This is a genomic window from Actinokineospora alba (genome assembly GCF_004362515.1).
Classification (GTDB): Bacteria; Actinomycetota; Actinomycetes; order Mycobacteriales; family Pseudonocardiaceae; genus Actinokineospora; species Actinokineospora alba.
On record NZ_SNXU01000001.1, the window covers coordinates 1399740 to 1416083 of the forward strand.

The 16344-nt window shown below is 70.6% G+C and carries 16 protein-coding genes and 1 tRNA gene; 11 read left to right on the top strand and 6 right to left on the bottom strand.

The window, feature by feature from the left end:
* Positions 1-3: 3 nt before the first annotated feature.
* The 3 genes from C8E96_RS06605 to C8E96_RS06615 form a co-directional block, all read right to left on the bottom strand.
* Positions 4-522 (bottom strand): DUF3995 domain-containing protein, encoded by a 519-nt coding sequence (locus C8E96_RS06605; protein WP_091376112.1) that lies wholly within the window; start codon positions 520-522, stop codon positions 4-6.
* Between the two features lie 81 nt (positions 523-603).
* Positions 604-676: transfer RNA gene (locus tag C8E96_RS06610), tRNA-Lys, on the bottom strand.
* Between the two features lie 164 nt (positions 677-840).
* On the bottom strand, positions 841-1842 hold the full coding sequence (locus tag C8E96_RS06615; RefSeq protein ID WP_091376115.1) for a LysR family transcriptional regulator: 1002 nt from the start codon (positions 1840-1842) through the stop codon (positions 841-843).
* A gap of 113 nt (positions 1843-1955) precedes the next feature.
* Here C8E96_RS06615 and C8E96_RS06620 point away from each other — a divergent pair, with 113 nt between their 5' ends.
* Positions 1956-2897, top strand: coding sequence for a trypsin-like serine protease (locus C8E96_RS06620; RefSeq protein ID WP_091376117.1), 942 nt, complete (start codon positions 1956-1958; stop codon positions 2895-2897).
* Positions 2898-2923: 26 nt separating this feature from the next.
* Here the strand turns inward: C8E96_RS06620 and C8E96_RS06625 are convergent, their stop codons facing one another.
* Together C8E96_RS06625 and C8E96_RS06630 are read right to left on the bottom strand one after the other, a co-directional pair.
* A complete protein-coding gene (locus C8E96_RS06625) occupies positions 2924-3463 on the bottom strand; it encodes a VanZ family protein (RefSeq protein ID WP_091376120.1) in 540 nt (179 codons plus the stop codon).
* Positions 3464-3549: 86 nt separating this feature from the next.
* Positions 3550-4434 carry a transcriptional regulator gene (locus tag C8E96_RS06630; protein WP_091376122.1) on the bottom strand — a complete coding sequence of 295 codons (885 nt, stop codon included), beginning with the start codon at positions 4432-4434 and terminating at the stop codon, positions 3550-3552.
* A gap of 114 nt (positions 4435-4548) precedes the next feature.
* Here C8E96_RS06630 and C8E96_RS06635 point away from each other — a divergent pair, with 114 nt between their 5' ends.
* The 6 genes from C8E96_RS06635 to C8E96_RS06660 all read left to right on the top strand — a co-directional run bounded on the left by C8E96_RS06635 (position 4549) and on the right by C8E96_RS06660 (position 9464).
* On the top strand, positions 4549-5532 hold the full coding sequence (locus tag C8E96_RS06635) for a small ribosomal subunit Rsm22 family protein (protein ID WP_091376124.1): 984 nt from the start codon (positions 4549-4551) through the stop codon (positions 5530-5532).
* A gap of 238 nt (positions 5533-5770) precedes the next feature.
* Positions 5771-6148: a hypothetical protein gene (locus C8E96_RS06640; protein WP_091376125.1), complete on the top strand. Its 378-nt coding sequence runs from the start codon at positions 5771-5773 to the stop codon at positions 6146-6148.
* A 69-nt stretch (positions 6149-6217) separates the two neighbouring features.
* Complete coding sequence (locus tag C8E96_RS06645) at positions 6218-7165, top strand: phosphotransferase (RefSeq protein WP_091376127.1); 948 nt, start codon at positions 6218-6220, stop codon at positions 7163-7165.
* A gap of 41 nt (positions 7166-7206) precedes the next feature.
* Complete coding sequence (locus C8E96_RS06650) at positions 7207-7710, top strand: CYTH domain-containing protein (protein ID WP_091376129.1); 504 nt, start codon at positions 7207-7209, stop codon at positions 7708-7710.
* Between the two features lie 19 nt (positions 7711-7729).
* Entirely contained in the window at positions 7730-8488 is a 759-nt protein-coding gene (locus tag C8E96_RS06655) for a hypothetical protein (RefSeq protein WP_091376133.1), read from the top strand.
* A gap of 88 nt (positions 8489-8576) precedes the next feature.
* Positions 8577-9464 (top strand): polysaccharide deacetylase family protein, encoded by an 888-nt coding sequence (locus C8E96_RS06660; RefSeq protein WP_091376137.1) that lies wholly within the window; start codon positions 8577-8579, stop codon positions 9462-9464.
* On the opposite strand, the gene C8E96_RS06665 is transcribed toward C8E96_RS06660, so the two are convergent.
* Positions 9426-9683 carry a hypothetical protein gene (locus C8E96_RS06665; RefSeq protein WP_091376996.1) on the bottom strand — a complete coding sequence of 86 codons (258 nt, stop codon included), beginning with the start codon at positions 9681-9683 and terminating at the stop codon, positions 9426-9428. The two genes, C8E96_RS06660 and C8E96_RS06665, sit on opposite strands and share 39 nt — an antisense overlap.
* A 264-nt stretch (positions 9684-9947) precedes the next feature.
* On the opposite strand from C8E96_RS06665, the gene dusB reads away from it, so the two are divergent.
* The 4 genes from dusB to C8E96_RS06685 all read left to right on the top strand — a co-directional run bounded on the left by dusB (position 9948) and on the right by C8E96_RS06685 (position 16324).
* Positions 9948-11078, top strand: coding sequence for a tRNA dihydrouridine synthase DusB (gene dusB / locus C8E96_RS06670; RefSeq protein WP_091376140.1), 1131 nt, complete (start codon positions 9948-9950; stop codon positions 11076-11078).
* Positions 11079-11080: 2 nt separating this feature from the next.
* A complete protein-coding gene (locus C8E96_RS06675; RefSeq protein ID WP_091376144.1) occupies positions 11081-11539 on the top strand; it encodes a hypothetical protein in 459 nt (152 codons plus the stop codon).
* A gap of 258 nt (positions 11540-11797) precedes the next feature.
* Complete coding sequence (locus C8E96_RS06680; RefSeq protein ID WP_166658222.1) at positions 11798-12637, top strand: GGDEF domain-containing protein; 840 nt, start codon at positions 11798-11800, stop codon at positions 12635-12637.
* A gap of 219 nt (positions 12638-12856) precedes the next feature.
* Positions 12857-16324, top strand: a complete 3468-nt coding sequence (locus tag C8E96_RS06685) for an LCP family protein (protein WP_133794219.1) — start codon at positions 12857-12859, stop codon at positions 16322-16324.
* The last annotated feature ends 20 nt before the right edge of the window (positions 16325-16344 follow it).

Consider the following 16344-nt stretch of genomic DNA (forward strand, 5'->3'; position numbering starts at 1 on the left):
CGGTCAGCCAACGCTTTCCGCGACCTGTGCCGACCGCCCGCGGGTGTAGTGGAAGGCGGTGATGGCCATGAGCACGCCCCACACGACGAACCATGGGGCCCACAGGTAGAGGTGGCCGTAGAAGCCGCGCCAGTCCATATCCCCAGGCGGCACAAGGATTCCGGCCCGGACCAGCAGCTGGATCCCGATTTGCGCGGCGCCATAGAGGATGAGGGCGGCCGCGCCGCCCCAGCCCGCGAGCATCAGCATCCAGTGCGGGAACCGCTTCCGGCCCCACGGCTGGACCAGTGCCAGCGCCACGACACCGCCCGCGACCTTGACGAACCCCGCGAACCACACGGCGAAGTAGATGCCCGGATCGCCCGCCTCGATCAGCTCCACCGCCTCACGACCGACCGTGTCGAGGGCGAAGGTGCCGCCGAAGCCCCAGTAGAAGCTGGTGAGGGCGAACAGAAACGCGCACGCCGCGGTCGCGTACCCCGCCCACCGGCCGGACTGGCGCGCACGGATGTCGGTGATCATCGTTCCCCCCGGAAGTCGACCTCACCGTAGCAAATTCAACGCACGTGGAAACCGGATCGACCAAGCCCGAGGGGGAAGTTGTGGGGCGCCCGGGGCTCGAACCCGGAACCTACTGATTAAAAGTCAGCAGCTCTACCGATTGAGCTAACGCCCCTCCGCTGCGCGAGTGTACCGGGTGTCAGACGGCGGGGAGGCGAGACTGGGTGATCAGCGGGGGACAGGGCCCGCGCCACCCATCCCATTCGGCCATCAAATTTCCTGATGAGCGCAACTGGTAATGGCATGAATTGGCGAGTAGCAGACATTTCGTGGATCCCCCTACTGCGGTCGGCTAGGCCTTGGCAGAAGCAGCGCGGCATCGAGTTCGGCGTGGTGTTCCGGGTGATCGATCCACCACTTCGCGTAATACGGATTGCGCGCGACAATTGTCGAGTAGGCGTGTGCGACGCAGGCGGTGAGCTCGTGTCTGCGGTCGGCCCACGGACCGTCCGAGCGGATGGCCAGCAGCACCGGGGTGATCAGCGGCGTACCGCGCAGCGGGCGCACGACGACCCCGTAGCCGTCGATCGAGGCGGGTTGGAGCAGGCAGACCGCGCCGTCCGCGGTGAGGGTCATGGCGGTCCGGGCGTCGCTGACCTGGTGGGTGAGGCGGGGCAGGAAGCCCGCCGCGTCGCACGCGTGGCGGAGTTGGATGCGCAGGCCGTCCTCCTCCGGTGGCGGCACCACCCAGTCCCGGCGGGCGAGGTCGGCCAGATCGATTTCGTCGGCTCCGGCGAGCGGGTCGTCCTCGCTCAGGCCGACGAACTGCGGCTCGCGGACCAGTGAGCGGACCTCGACACCGGACAGTTTGCGCTGGTCAACGCCCTCGAACCACTCGAACACGGCAACGTCGGCGCGGCCGGACGCGACCAGGTCCAGGACGCCCGAGCCTGCCGTGTAGGTCTGCACCCGCACCTCGGCGCAGCGGATCCACGCGGCCAGTTCGGAGACCACGGTCCCGGTGAACAGCATCGGCATGGAGGCGAAGACCAGCGAGGTGTCGGCCGCCGAGCGCGCCTTCGGGTCGCCCATGTTCAGCAGCGTCTTGACGTCGTCGAGTACCACCCGCGCCGAGCGGATGAGGCTGCGGCCCAGCTCGGTCGGCACGCTGCCCGTCGGGGACCGCTCGAACAGGTCGCCGCCGATCAACCGCTCGATGGAGCGCAGCTGCGTGGTCATCGCGGGCTGCGACACGCCGATTCGCGCCGCCGCCTTGGACACGCTTCCTTCCTCGGCGATCGCGCAGATCGTCCGCAGGTGTCTCAGTTCCAAGTTCGCCATAACCGCAATTAATACCCCGTTTAGATGAGCCTTGGCCAGAAGGCTGGGTCATATTTCGCTGCACGGATACCTGCGTCCGTGATTTTAAACCCTGCATTTCGAGAGGAGCCCGCATGCGGCTCAAGAAAGCCGTGCTCGCGGTGAGTCTGGCCGCGTCCGCGATCGGTGTGGCCATCGCCGCGCCGTCCGCGTTCGCCGCGCCGCCGCCGCCCGAGGACAACGTGGCCCAGCCGATGATCATCGGCGGCGGCAACGCCAGCCAGACCTACTCGTTCATGGTGTCCCTGCAGACATCTCAAGGTCACCACTGCGGTGGTTCGCTGATCGCCCCGCAGTGGGTGGCGACCGCCGCGCACTGCGTCGGCAGCCTGACCCAGGCACGGGTCGGCACCACCACCTGGAACTCCGGCGGCACGCTCGTGCGGATCGCGTCGCAGACGAAGAGCCCGGACGGGCGCGACTTCGCGCTGGTCAAGCTCGCTTCCGCCGTGCAGCAGGCACCCATCACCATCGCCGCCGACCCGGGCCCGGCGGGGACCGTCACCCGGCTCATCGGCTGGGGCCAGACCTGCCCGACCCGCGGCTGCGGCGGCGCGCCGACGAACCTGCAGGAGATCGACGTCAAGGTCCTCAGCTCCGGCTGCACCGACAACTTCGACTCCACCAAGGAGATCTGCCTCGGCGACAAGCCCAACACCGGCGCTTGCTACGGCGACTCCGGCGGCCCGTCGGTGCGCCAGGTCAACGGCCGCTGGGAACTGACCGGCGCCACCAGCCGCGCGGGCCAGGGCCAGGACACCTGCGGCACCGCGCCCGCGATCTACATGAACGTCCCGGCCTACAAGAACTGGATCAACCAGACCACCGGCGGCGGCACCACACCGACGCCGACACCGTCGTGCTCGGACGTGCAGCCGTGGAACCCGAATGCCTGGTACTCGCCGGGCAACCGCGTCTCCTACAACAGCCACCGCTGGGAAGCGACCTGGTACACCACCGGCCAGGCTCCCGGATCGTCCCCGTGGAGCAACTGGCGCGACCTCGGCTCCTGCTGACCGGTCGCGGATGATCCCGGATGCCGTCACCGCCGCGCGGTGGCGGCATCCGGCTCGTGGGTGGAGACGATCTTGTCGATCCCCCATGCGGCGACCACCGCGATCAGGCCACCGACGGTGTTGTTGTAGAAGTCCTGCGAGTCGCAGATGCCGACCGCGATCAGGGCCTGCGTCAGCTCGATGCCCGCGCTGAGCACGGCGCAGGCGATCATCACCGGCCAGGCGCGGCGGATGGCGAGCGTGGCGAAGAACGCGAACGGCATGAGCATGTAGAAGTTCAGCCGCTGTTTCGTGCTCGCCAACGCGAAGTCGTTCTCGACGCACCGCCGCAACGGGTCCAGCGTGGCGATGTCCGGATCCAGGACGCCGGATCTTCCCAGCGTGACGGCCAGCGCGAGCGCGAGCCCGAAGCCCGCGAGCACGGCCGGAACCCGACGCCAGCCCCGCCACCTGGCCAGCACGAGCGCCACGAACCCGATCACCACGCACCCGGCGACCATCGCGGCCGCCACCAACGGCTGGTTCAGTATTCGTTCCGCCAGGTCGGCGTCCTGCCCCATGCTCATACGCACTGCCCCCAGGTATCGGTTATCTCTTCACTTGAAGACGTCCGACCTGGGCGAAGGTTGAGCGCGACCCGAGAATGGGCTGGTCAGTCCCAGTCCCAGCGGAAGCCGAAACAGCCCGGACCGAAGTCCAGGGCCACGGAATGCACCGTATGCCGGTCATCGACAGCCATCGGCCGCACCCGCTCGGCGTTGCCCGCCGTCCGAGCGAACTGCTCACACCGCCCGGGCGCGGCGGCCGGGTCGAAGCACACCTCCAGCACGTACTCGCGCACCGGCAGCCGGAACTTGCGCTCGTAGTTGGTGGCCAGCGGATGCGGCGGCCTGCTGACCAACTCGTGTTCGAGGACGATCGTCTCGCCGCGGCGAAGAACCGTGTCGAAGACGAGTTCGGCGACCAGCAGCCCGCTCTCCGGCCTGCTGATCGTCCGGCCGAGATGACAGTTGCGCAGCGGCCGGATCGTGGGCAGCGCGCGGTCGTGCTCGTCGATGTGGTTGATGACGATCCAGCGGTCCGGGCCGTCCGCCTCCGCGCGCAGCACCTGCCGCGAGGTCGACGTCCGCTCGCCCCGGTCGCCGCCGACGACGACGCGGTCGTGCTGGCTGAGCCGGGTCAGCCGGTCGTCCCAGCCGATGTCGACCCCGCTGACCGCGTCCTCCACCGGGGTCTCCCGCGGCCAGAACGCGCCCATCGCCGGGCGGTGCGGGTCGATCAGGGCGGTCAGCGCGCCGCGTGGGACGTCCAGGATGTCCTCAAGGTGACGGACCACGGCCAGCGAGGACTGCCGGGCCGGGCGGCTGCGGCCGGTCTGCCAGTAGCTCAGCGTCGCCAGGCTGACCGACACCCCGCGCCTGTTCAGCCGGTCCTGGATCCGGACCAGCCCGAGGCCCTTCGCATCGATCGCCGAACGCAGGGCGGCCGCGAACGACGGCATGGTGCTGTCGTAGGCGAAGTCGGGCTCACTGAACATCGCGGGCTCCTGATCTGGTCGTGCCGATGGTCGTGCCAGAGCCGGGGGAGGTCAAGGCCCGGTCATTACCACCCAGCTGAGCCGACCGGGATTGACCAGGCATGATTCGAAGCCGTGTCCACCCTCCCCGCCGAACTCGCAGGCGCCCTCGACGACGCCCTCGGGCGGTTCCCGACCTCGCAGGTCACCGACGCCGTCGAGGCGCTCATCCAGCTCTACCGCGGTGGTGTCGACCCGTCGTCGCTGGTGCTGGACAAAGACCTCACGGTCGCTGCCTACGCGGCGTACCGGATGCCCGCGACCTTCGCCGCCGTGTCGGCCGCGCTGCGGCACGCGGCCGCCCTGGCCCCCGAGTTCCAGCCGACGTCGATGGTGGACGTCGGCGGCGGCACGGGGACGTCGGTGTGGGCGGCCCAGTCAGTGTGGCCGTCGCTGGCGGAGGTGACTGTGTTGGAGCAGTCTGCGCCCGCGATCGCCCTGGGCCGCAAGCTCGCGGAGCGCTCGTCGGCGCTCGCGGTGCGATCGGCGCGGTGGGAGCGGGCCGTCATCGGGAGCAGCGTGGCCAAGCCCGCCGCCGACCTGGTGACGTTGTCCTACGTGCTCGGCGAGCTGGCGGAGTCGTCGCGGGCGGAGGTGGTGCGCTCGCTTGCCCAGGACGCGGGTCTGCTGGTGCTGGTCGAGCCCGGCACGCCCGCGGGCTACGAGCGGATCGTCGCGGCCCGCGACCTGCTCATCGCCGACGGGATGAAGGTGCTGGCGCCGTGTCCGCACGAGCGCGCGTGCCCGATCCCGCGCGGGCAGGACTGGTGCCACTTCGCCGAACGGCTCAACCGGACCGCGCTGCACCGGCGGATCAAGTCCGCGACGCTCGCGCACGAGGACGAGAAGTACTCCTACGTCGCCCTCACCCGCGCCGACCTGCCGCACGTGGACAACCGCGTGCTGCGCCACCCGTTCAAGCGCAAGGGACTGGTGTCGCTGAAGCTGTGCACCGACGCGGACGGGCTCGCCGAAGTCAAGATCACCAAGCGCGACCCCGCCGCCTACAAGCGGGCCCGCGATGTCGAGTGGGGCGACGGCTGGAGCGCGGACACATGATCGACATCACAGGCCTCACTGTGCGCTAACAAGGGAGAAATCCCTTGGCTGTCAAGCGAAAACGGCGTTCAAGACGCGGACCTGCCGGTCGGCAAGTGATCAACTGATCTTGCCCTGTCAACTCGTTTACCGAGAGTCGAGCATCGGCATTTGCTCTATCCACTGTGGACTGATTCCTGCTGTTAGCGTCGATTTCGGTGCCGTCACATGGCATCCACCCGACTCAGGAGGAACAGACATGACCAACCGCATGCGCGCAGTGACCACCGTGTTAGCGGGCACCGCCGCCGCGTTCGCGCTCGCCGCGGGCACCGCGCAGGCCGCACCCGCCAACTCGGTCTTCCTCTACACCGGCACCAGCGGCCACTGCGCCACCAGCGGCAACAACGGTGTCGCGGGCGGCGTGTTCGCCTCCTACACCTGCCAGGCGGGTATCGCGGGCTACAGCCTGTCCGTCACCGCGAAGTCCGGCTCGGTGAGCGGCGTCTACATCAACACCTTCCCGTCGCTGGCCGACTGCCAGGGTGTGGGCAACAACGGCAAGTCCGGTGGCGTCTTCACCTCGTACCACTGCCAGAACGGTGTCGCGGGCTACAGCCTCTCGGTGACCGGCTGATCCACCGCCCAGGGGTGCCCGCCGCGGCACCCCTGGGCGTTTCGACCGTCGTTTGGAAGGCTGGTGGCCATGGGAGTCGAAACGTGGTCGTCGGCGGCATGGGTGGAACTGGCGACGGCGTGGCTGGACGAGCGGCTGGCCGACGCGGGCATCGAGCGGACCGGCCCGGCCGAGCAGCCGCGCGTGCGACCTTGGTCGACCCAGCTGACCGCGCCGACCACGGTCGGAACCGTGTGGCTCAAGGCGGTCAACCCGCCGAACGCCTTCGAGGCCGGGCTGTACGACGTGCTGCACGAACTGGTCCCGCACCGCGTCCTCGCCCCCATCGCCACCGACGCCGAGCGCGGCTGGATGCTGCTGCCCGACGGCGGCCGCACGATCGCCGACCGCGACCTCGCGGACGACGACCTGGTCAAAGTGCTGACCGAGGTCATACCGCGCTACGGCCTGCTGCAGCGCGACCTCGCCCCGCACGTCGACCGGATGCTCGCCGCGGGGGTCACCGACATGCGGCCCACGGTGATGCCGCAGCGGTTCGACGAAGCCCTCGCCGTGGTGGGCGACCTGCCCGCCGTCGCCGCGAAGTCCGGCGAGTTCGCCGACTGGTGCGCCCGGCTGGCTGTGTCCCCGGTGCCGCCGAGCCTGGACCACAACGACCTGCACGCGAACAACATCCTGCTCGCCGACCTGGCCGATCCCGACGCGGTGCGCTTCTACGACTGGGGCGACGCGGTCATCGCGCACCCGTTCGCCGCGATGTTCGTCCCGCTCAAGGTCCTCGCCGACATCCTCGGCAAGCAGACCACCGGCGTGCTGCGGGTGCGCGACGCCTACCTGGAGGTCTTCGCCGACCTGGGATCGCACGCGGAACTGGCGGCCGAGCTGGACCTGGCGTGCCGGGTCGCGAAGGTCGCGCGGACCCTCGTCTGGGCTCGCGCTGTCGCCGTCTCGCCCGGCGAGTGGGCCGACGCGCCCCGGGAGACGCTGATGAGCCTGCTGGCCGAGTCCTACTTCTGACCGCGGTGGACGGCGCGCGGCGCGCCTGACAGCCTGGCGCGATGGAGGAAATCGAGCGGAAGTTCCTGGTGGCGGACGACTCGTGGCGGTCGTCGGTGATCTCGACCAACCGGATGGTGCAGGCGTACCTCGCCATCGGCGAACGCGCGCAGGTGCGGGTGCGCAGCTCCGGCGACAAGGCGTGGGTGACGGTCAAGGGCCAGGCGAAGGGGATCTCCCGGCCGGAGTTCGAGACCGAGGTGCCGGTGGACTTCGTCGAAGGCGTGCGCTCCTCGGGACTGTGCGAGGGATCACCGGTGGAGAAGGACCGCCACGTCGTCGACGTCGACGGGTATCTGTTCGAAGTGGACGTGTTCCTCGGCGACAACGAAGGGCTTGTGCTCGCCGAACTGGAACTGGACACTGCCGACGCCGAGTTCCCCCGCCCGCCATGGCTGGGCGAGGAAGTCACCGACGACAAGCGGTACCGCAACGCTTACCTCGCGACGAACCCGTGGGCGAGCTGGAACCGTGACGGGGACATGGACGTCTACCCGTCGACTTAGATCTCAGAGGGGACGACACATGGCGGACATCGAGTATCGGTTCGGCACCGGCGAGGGCGACCCGAACGTGCACCACGGCCAGGCCAATGTGGACGTGGACGGCGACGGCACGACCGACGCGATCGCCGTCGACTTCGATGGTGACGGCCGCTACGACGACGCCATGTGGGACTCCGACGGCGACGGTGTCGCCGACACCGCGCTGCTCGACCACGACAACGACGGGGTGGCGGAGTCGGCGTACTCCGACCCGACCGGGCTGGGCACGTGGAACGCCAAGGGCCAGGGCGGCGAGCCGAAGGCCGAACCGCAGGCCGAGGACGTCCCGGAGGAGAAGAAGGACGCCGCGCCGGACGACCAGTCGCAGGACCAGCCGTCCGACGTGCCCGAGGAGGACACGCCCGCGAAGGACACTCCCGTGGAGGACAAGGGCGAGAACGTTCCCACCGAGGACAAAGAGGAGCCGAAGGACCACGAGCCCCGGGACGAGGGCGACGCCAAGGACGACGGCTCCAAGGGCGAGTCGGCCGGGGAGGACTCGGGTTTCGAGAACATCCCGACGGATGTCGAGTTCGAGAACGAGTCCGGGTCTGAGGGGTCTGACGAGTCCGGGGAGTCCGGGGAGTCCGAAGAGCCGCCCGCCGCCGAGGAGGAAGAGCCCACCGCCGAGGAGGAGCCGCCCGCGGAGGACGACACCCTCGACGACGGCGCGTTCGCCGACGCCGACCTGTTCCAGGCCGAGGACACCACCGACGCCGGACTGTCGGACTGGTACTAGAACTTCGCAGACCTCGCAGACTTCGCAGCCCGGACCAGGGCGTCTCCGGCAAGATCCACTGGATACGCCCTAGCCTGATGGTGTGGGGATGACACTCAGCAGGCGCGCCCTGCTCACCGCCGGGGCGGTGGGCGTCCTCAGCGCGTGCACGCCCCCGGAGCCGCGCACGCGGGCCACCGAGCCCAGTTCAGCGCCGAGCCCGTCGCCGAGTTCGTACGCCGTCCCCACGACGTCGGCGTCCGCACCGGCCCCGGTCTCCACGGCACCGACCACGACGCCCGCCGCTCCGACCGCGCGGGCGGCCGTGGTGCGCCGCTATCAGGCGGTCCGGCCCACCCAGTTCGGCCTGACCGTGCCCGGCGTGATCAACCGCCTGCCCTCGGCGGGCGTCGCCTTGACGTTCGACGCGTGCGGCGGCCCCGGCGGCGCCCAGTACGACGGCGCGCTGATCAAGACCCTGCGCGACCTTCGTACCCCCGCGACGCTGTTCCTCAACGCCCGCTGGATCGAGGCCAACCCGGCGATCTTCCGCGACCTGGCGGCCGACCCGCTCTTCGACATCGCCAACCACGGCACCAGGCACCTGCCGCTCTCGGTCGCGGGCCGCTCGGCGTACGGCATCGCGGGCACCCGCGACGCGGGCGAGGTCTACGACGAGATCGCCGGCAACCACGAGCTGCTCACGCGCGCGCTCGGCAGGCCACCGGCGTTCTTCCGCTCCGGCACCGCCCACTACGACGACGTCGCCACCAAGATCGTCGCCGAGCTGGGCGAACAGGTCATCGGCTTCGACGTCAACGCCGACAGCGGCGCCCGGGCGAGCCTGCCCCAGATCACCCGGGCCATGGCCGGGGTGCGGCCGGGCTCGATCGTCATCGCCCACATGAACCGCCCCGGCGGCGCCACCGCCCAGGGCATGGCCGCCGCCCTGCCGCCGCTACTGGCCGCCGGAACCCGGTTCGTCCACCTGCGCTGAGGCTGATCGAGTTCGGCGCGGTCGACCCACCCGCGTCCGACGCGCTTGGAGCAGCATTCGCAGGACGGTGAGCGCCCGCTCGCCGCGCTCGCCGCGCACCGCCACCGCGATGACCCCGGCGAGGAGAACGAGCAGCGCGGACGGCGCGTATCTGAGCAGCACGACGATCGCCAGCAAGGGCACCGGCAGCTGGGTCAGCACCTGGACAAGCGTGGGCATGAAGCGTTCTCCCTCGTCGGGCCGGGAGAAACGCGCGCGAACACCATCGGCGTCCCCTTCGACCACTGGAAGAAGGAACGCCTGTACCTCCACGGCCGGCCCGAATACGCGATTCGGCCCACCGAGTCAGGGACAGACGACCTCGGACCCCTCGATGATCTCAGAAACGGCCGAGTGCGCACAGGGCCAGTCGGGCGCACCCGGCGCTGTAGGCCACGTCACGATTCCTGGGCCCGGCGGGCACTCCGTTAGCCTTGAGGCGTGATGTCCCAGGTCCCGCCCCTCATGATCGGCCCGTACAAGGTCGATCCTCGGGTCGTGCTCGCCCCGATGGCGGGCATCACCAACGTCGCGTTCCGGACGCTGTGTCGCGAGTTCGGCAGTCCGACGTCGCTCTACGTGTGCGAGATGATCACCGCCAGGGCGATCGTCGAGCGCGATCCGAAGACGATGGAAATGATCACCTTCGGGGCCGACGAGCACCCCCGGTCCATGCAGCTCTACAGCGTCGACCCGGCCAACATGCGCGAGGCGGTCAAGATCATCGTCGCGGAGGGCCTGGCCGACCACATCGACATGAACTTCGGCTGTCCCGTCCCCAAGGTCACCCGCAAGGGCGGCGGGGCGGCGCTGCCGTTCAAGCGACGGCTGTTCGGCGAGATCGTCGCCGCCGCCGTGCGCAACGCCGGGGACCTGCCGGTCACCGTGAAGTTCCGGGTCGGCATCGACGACGAGCACATCACCTACCTCGACGCGGGGCGCATCGCCGAGGCCGAGGGCGCCGTGGCGGTCGCGCTGCACGCGCGGACGGCGGCGCAGCGGTACTCCGGTCAGGCGGACTGGTCGCGGATCGCGCGGCTCAAGGAAGCGGTGACGACCATCCCGGTGCTGGGCAACGGCGACATCTTCAGCGCGACCGACGCCATCAAGATGGTCGAGCAGACCGGGTGTGACGGCGTAGTCGTCGGCCGGGGCTGCCTCGGCAGGCCGTGGCTGTTCGCCGAGCTGCACGCCGCCTTCACCGGCGCCCCGATCCCCGACGGGCCGGACCTGGGCACCGTCGGCCGGATCCTCTTCCGGCACGCCACCCTCCTCGCCGACCACCTCGGCCCCGAGAAGGGCCTGCGCGACCTGCGCAAGCACATGGCCTGGTACCTGCGCGGCTTCCCGATCGGCGGCGACCTGCGCACCCGCTTCGCGATGGTGTCCGGGCTCGGCGAACTGGCCGACCTGATCGGACAACTCGACCCGACCGCCCCCTATCCCGAGGAGGCCGAAGGGCCGCGCGGGCGCCAGGGGTCGCCGGGCAAGGTCGTGCTGCCGGAGGGGTGGCTCGACGATCCCGACGACGCCGCTGTGCCGGTCGGTGCGGAACTGATGCACTCCGGGGGCTGAACATGCGGTGGGTACTGGGGGTCTTACTCGTCACGGTCACAGCGTCGGCCTGCTCGACGACGGTGGCCGGGCAAGCGGTGCCCGCGGGCGGCGCGGGCGCGCCGGAAGTCGAACGCGAACTCGTCGGCCGCTACTTCACCGACTTCAACGACGCCGCCGACGAGGGCCCGGAGACGCAGCGCGACTTCCTGCGGCGCACCCAGCACCCCGACTTCACCGACCGCACCTGCGACCTGGGTGACCTCGTGCTCACCGTGGAGCCCGCGCTGTCGACCTTGCGCACGGACGCCAAGTGGAAGCCCGAGGACGCGAGCAAGCGCCCGCGCGGCTCGGTCTACGTAGTCGGCGTGTCGGTTCGGATCCGCCGCGACAACGCGACCCTGGCCGAGCAGATCGGGTCACAGCGGGTCGTCGTGCTCGACGGCCGCGCCTATGGTTTCGCTCCGTGCCCCACCCGCTGATCCATTCGGGGTACCCGAACGGGCGCGTACCGCAACAGCGCTCAGTGATCGTCACCGGCTTGGCCCAGCGTTCAGTCCACCAGTAGGGGGAATTCCCGGCTCCAGTCGTCCCGTCCGCTCAAGCCTCGCGTCATTACAGACGACACACCACGTAGGTAGGAGGTGACCGCGGTGGCCGCACTGGGACGAGGCGTCGCCGAATCTGAGCCCGCCCAGCGGGCACGGGACAGCGCCTGGCGCAACGAGCCGACGGTTCCCCTGCGTCGGTCCGCGCTCGCCGACGCCGAGGATCCCGACTCTGCCGCCGCCGGCCCACCCGCGGACGCGGCGAACCTGGTGAGTCTGCACGAGTCGATCGCCGCGCTGCTCGCCTCGCGCGGGCAGTACCGCCAGGCCTACCAACACCTGCGGTCCGCTTTGGACCTTATGTCCGAACTCAGCGCGCCCCCGCAGATCCCCGAACAGTTCCGCCGCGAGGTCGACCGGCTGCGCCGCGAGCACGCCGAGGCCCACGAGCAGAGCATCCGCGACAGCCTCACCGCCAGCTACAACCGCCGCTACCTCGACCAGCGGCTGGTGGAGGTGGTCAGCGAGCAGAGCCACGCCCACGGGCTCGGTGTCGCGCTGGTGGACCTCGACTGGTTCAAGCAGGTCAACGACACCTTCGGCCACCTCGTCGGCGACCGGGTGCTGCAGCGCGTCGTCGAGCTGCTGCAGCAAGGCCTGCCCGAGGGCGCGTTCTGCGCCCGCTACGGCGGGGAGGAGTTCGTTCTCGTCCTGCCCGGTGTCGACCGCCCGACAGCGGTCACGCTGGCCGAGACCGCACGCGCGCGCGTAGAGACCTATGCGTGGTCGTCGTTGGTCCTCGGGCTGCGCGTGACGGTCAGCATCGGCCTCTCGCACGAACCGGCGACGCACGTGGCGCACAACACACCCGCGTCTCCCGAGCGGCAACTGCGCGACGCCGACACCTTGCTCTACACAGCGAAACAGTCGGGCCGCAACGCCGTCGCCTATCTGCTCGACGGCAAGGCTCACCTGGCCGGACCGGCTTCCGGCAGGCGTGCGGTCACTGTTCCGCGAGCAATTCAGCCTTGAGACCGCCCCCAGAGGGCGATGCTCGCCCGATTGGGCTAGTGGTATCCGCGTAATTGCGTACCGTTAGTGAACAAATCCCGGCTTGCGGTCGTCACGACCGCCCCTGCGGCCGTACTATCGCCTCCGCCTGCCACGATTAGGTGGGCAACCGCACGCAGTCCCACAACGTGTTGATAACCACCTGACAACGGTTCGAGCAGAACTTCGGAAGGAGCCCGGGTGCGCGACGATCTCGACCCCGACTCCGGACGTGCGACTCAGGGTGGCAAACGACGTGCTCCCGAACCCGACGAGGCGCCCCGCCGCAGGCGCCGGTCGATGGAGGCGTCCGGCGGGGTCAGCGTCTCGGACCTCGTAGAGCGGCACACCGGGTCGCGAACGAATCTCCAGCCCGTGCCGCCGCCGCACAGACCGGCGGAGAAACCCGCCGACCCGCCCGCACCCCAGTACGTCGCACCTCCTGAGCCCCCGGCCAAGCACGGCACAGGTGAGTTCCCGGCAGGCCCCGCCGCCGATGTCGCACCGCACGCCCCTCGCACCGGCCGCCGCCGCGCCGTCGAGGAGGATCCCCGCCCCAACCTCGCCGACGCCTTCGGCCGCCCCCAGCCCGAGCCGCCGCCGCGCGCGGTCGAGCCGCCGGCACCGCCGCGCGCGATCCTGCACGCCCCCATCCCGGCGGACCTCGCCGTCCCGCCGACCGGCGCCGACCCGCGCAGGCCGCTGCCGGTCGAGCAGGTGCACCGCATCGTCGAGGTCAAGCCGGAGGAACCCACGCGGCGACCAGAGCCGCGACGCGCCGACGTCGGCCAGCACTCGATCCCGATGGCGCCCGTCGTCGCACCGCGGCCGGTCGCGTCCCCGCAGGGTCCCCGGCAGGCGGAACCCCGCCCGATCCCGATGGACCCGGCGCCCCGGCCCGCGGACGTTCCCTATGGCGAGCAGCGCACCGGCTCCCGGCCCATCCCGGTGGACCCGCCCCAGGGCCACCGGCAGGCCGATCCCCGTCCGATCCCCATGGACCCCGCGCCCCGCCCCGACGTGAACCACCGCGGCGAGCAGCCCGGCGACGTCCAGCGCACCGGCGCCCGTCCGATTCCCATGGACCCCGCGCCCGGCCGCAGGCCCGGCGACTCGGGCCCGCTTCCGCGCGGACCGCGGCCGACCGGCGCTGTCGACCCGGCCCACCGCACCGGAGCCCGGCCGATCCCCGCGGAGCCCCACCGTCCCCCGGGCCAGAACAGCGGCCACCGCCTGCCTCCCGGCCCCCAGGGCAACGGGTACCGACCCGCCGATCCGAATGCCCAGCAGGGCAACGGGTACCGGCCCGCCCCGCAAGGCGGCTACCAGCCGACTGGCGGCCACGAGCGGCCCGTGCCGAGCGATTCCCCCCAGGGCTACCGTCCGGCCCCGCAGAACCCCGGCTACCGGCCGGACGCCTCCCACGAGGGCGAGCCAGGCGGCAGGCGCGGCCCGTTCCCCGGACAGGCGCCAGGGAACCGCGGCGGCGAGCACCCGATGGACCCCGCGGGCCGGGGTTCCCGCCCGCTTCCCGTCGACCCGCGCGGCCCCCGGCCCGCCGACGGCATGCCCCCGCGCGGCCCGATGCCGACCGGTGCGGGCTCGGTCGACGCGATCCTGTCCGGCAGGCAGCCCGCGGGCGACACGGGCAGCCATCCCCGGCCCCGGCCCGACGCGGACATCGGCCAGGCCACCGGCCACTACCCGCCCCCCGGCCAGGACTCGCTGCCCGGAAACCAGTCACGGCCGATGATCCCGCGGCAGCTCCCGCCCGGGCAGTCGTCGATGCCGCCGCGGCCCGATGTCGCCGAAGCGCCGAAGCCTTCCGCTCCCGCCGTGCCGCCCGAAGAGCTCATCGGCATGACGACCGAGATGGAAGCCATCGGTGAGCACACCCAGAAGCGCAGGCGGGTCGACCAGACGCTGGCCCGCTTCTCCAAGGTGCACGACGAACTCAAGGCCGAGGAGCGCGCCCGCAAGTCCAAGTTCAGCAAGCTGAACCCCTGGGCCGCGCAGGACGCCGAACTCGACGAGCACCTCGAGGAACTCGCGATGGTCCCCGGCGAGCCGACCGCGCTGGTCGCGTCGGTAGGGGTCGTCGGGCCTGACGCAACCAACACAGCCGACCCAGGCGAGGCAGGCGACGAGCCGCCCGCGGGCACCCGGTTGCAGGAGAAGAAGGTCCGCAAGCAGACCCAGTCGTCCAAGATCGCGAAGATCGTCGCAGGCGTCATGGCCGCGCTGGTCTTCCTCTCGAGCGCCGTCGGCTGGGGCTTCCAGAAGTGGGCCGACGACAAGATCCCGAACGTCCGCGGCCTCGACCTCAACTCCAAGTCGATCCAGAACCCGGAAGCGCAGCGCGGCGACGAGAACTTCCTGCTCGTCGGCTCCGACTCGCGCGAAGGTGCCGCGGGCGAGGACGGCGTGGGCAGCGCGGACAAGGTCCCCGGCGCGCGCTCCGACACGATGATGATCGCGCACGTGCCCGCCGACCGGTCGCGGGTGGTGATCGTGTCGTTCCCGCGTGATCTGGAGATCAAGCGGCCCGAGTGCGAGCGGTTCGACTCCAAGACGGCCACCTACACCGGCGAACGCGTGCCCGGGCAGAAGATCGCCAAGATGAACACGGCCTACCAGGTCGGTGGGCCGCTGTGCGCCACGAAGGTCGTGCAGGAGATCTCAGGCCTGCGGATCACCCGGTTCGTCGGCATCGACTTCAACGGCTTCAAGGGCATGGTCGACGCGGTCGAGGGCGTGAACGTGTGCGTCGAGAAGCCGATGTACGACACGTTCCTCAAGAAGTGGATCGTCAAGGACGCGGGCAAGGCCGTCGAACTGCGCGGCGATCAGGCACTGGATTTCGTCCGGGCCCGCCACGTGCAGGGCGACATCACCTCCGACTACGGCCGGATCAAGCGCCAGCAGCGGTTCCTCTCGTCCCTGCTGCGCAAGGCCATGTCGAGCCAGGTCCTGCTCGACCCGGGCAAGCTGACGGACTTCGCCACCTCCTTCGCCGAGGCCACCTTCGGCGACAACATCGACATCGAGGCGCTCCTCGGCCTCGGGCAGTCGATGCAGGGCCTTGAGGCGGGCCGGGTCACGTTCGTGACGGTCCCGACCGTGGGTGACGCGAACGAGCGCGGCAACGAGGTGCTCCTGCAGGAGCCGACCAACGCGCTGTTCCGGGCCATCGTCAACGACCAGCCGCTGCCCGGGGAGAAGCCCGCGGGCAGCCAGCCGCCCACTTCCGGCAGCCAGCAGGCGCTGCCGCAGTCCGCGCCGCTGCGCCAGCAGGGGCCCGTCGACCCGAAGACCCTCAAGATCCAGGTCCTCAACGGCGGCAACACCACCGGGCGCATCGCCGCCAAGACCGCGGACAAGCTCACCGCGCTGGGCTACCAGGTCGTCAATGTCAACGCCGGGCCCGCCGTGCCGAAGACCGTGGTGCGCTACGGCAAGGGCAAGGAAGCCGAGGCGAAGACGCTGGCGTCATCGGTCCCGGGTGCGGTCCTCGAGGAGGACGCGGCCTCGGTCGGCGCGATCGTGCTGATCATCGGGCCGGAGTACAAGGGCGAGGTCGTGGCCCCCACCGGGCAGGCCCAGCCCACGCCGGAGAAGCTGCCCGCCAACCTGTCCACGGTGAACGGCGGCGACGTCGCCTGCGCATAGGGGCGTTCTCGCGTGGTTCA

Excerpts from the sequence above, each read along its gene's own strand:
- C8E96_RS06660 (WP_091376137.1), top strand. The coding sequence starts at position 8,577 with ATGACACTCAGCAGGCGCGCCCTGCTCACCGCCGGGGCGGTGGGCGTC.
- C8E96_RS06675 (WP_091376144.1), top strand. The coding sequence starts at position 11,081 with ATGCGGTGGGTACTGGGGGTCTTACTCGTCACGGTCACAGCGTCGGCC.
- C8E96_RS06630 (WP_091376122.1), bottom strand. The coding sequence starts at position 4,434 with ATGTTCAGTGAGCCCGACTTCGCCTACGACAGCACCATGCCGTCGTTC.
- C8E96_RS06625 (WP_091376120.1), bottom strand. The coding sequence starts at position 3,463 with ATGAGCATGGGGCAGGACGCCGACCTGGCGGAACGAATACTGAACCAG.
- dusB (WP_091376140.1), top strand. The coding sequence starts at position 9,948 with ATGTCCCAGGTCCCGCCCCTCATGATCGGCCCGTACAAGGTCGATCCT.
- C8E96_RS06620 (WP_091376117.1), top strand. The coding sequence starts at position 1,956 with ATGCGGCTCAAGAAAGCCGTGCTCGCGGTGAGTCTGGCCGCGTCCGCG.
- C8E96_RS06650 (WP_091376129.1), top strand. The coding sequence starts at position 7,207 with ATGGAGGAAATCGAGCGGAAGTTCCTGGTGGCGGACGACTCGTGGCGG.
- C8E96_RS06645 (WP_091376127.1), top strand. The coding sequence starts at position 6,218 with ATGGGAGTCGAAACGTGGTCGTCGGCGGCATGGGTGGAACTGGCGACG.
- C8E96_RS06615 (WP_091376115.1), bottom strand. The coding sequence starts at position 1,842 with ATGGCGAACTTGGAACTGAGACACCTGCGGACGATCTGCGCGATCGCC.
- C8E96_RS06605 (WP_091376112.1), bottom strand. The coding sequence starts at position 522 with ATGATCACCGACATCCGTGCGCGCCAGTCCGGCCGGTGGGCGGGGTAC.
- C8E96_RS06655 (WP_091376133.1), top strand. The coding sequence starts at position 7,730 with ATGGCGGACATCGAGTATCGGTTCGGCACCGGCGAGGGCGACCCGAAC.
- C8E96_RS06640 (WP_091376125.1), top strand. The coding sequence starts at position 5,771 with ATGACCAACCGCATGCGCGCAGTGACCACCGTGTTAGCGGGCACCGCC.
- C8E96_RS06665 (WP_091376996.1), bottom strand. The coding sequence starts at position 9,683 with ATGCCCACGCTTGTCCAGGTGCTGACCCAGCTGCCGGTGCCCTTGCTG.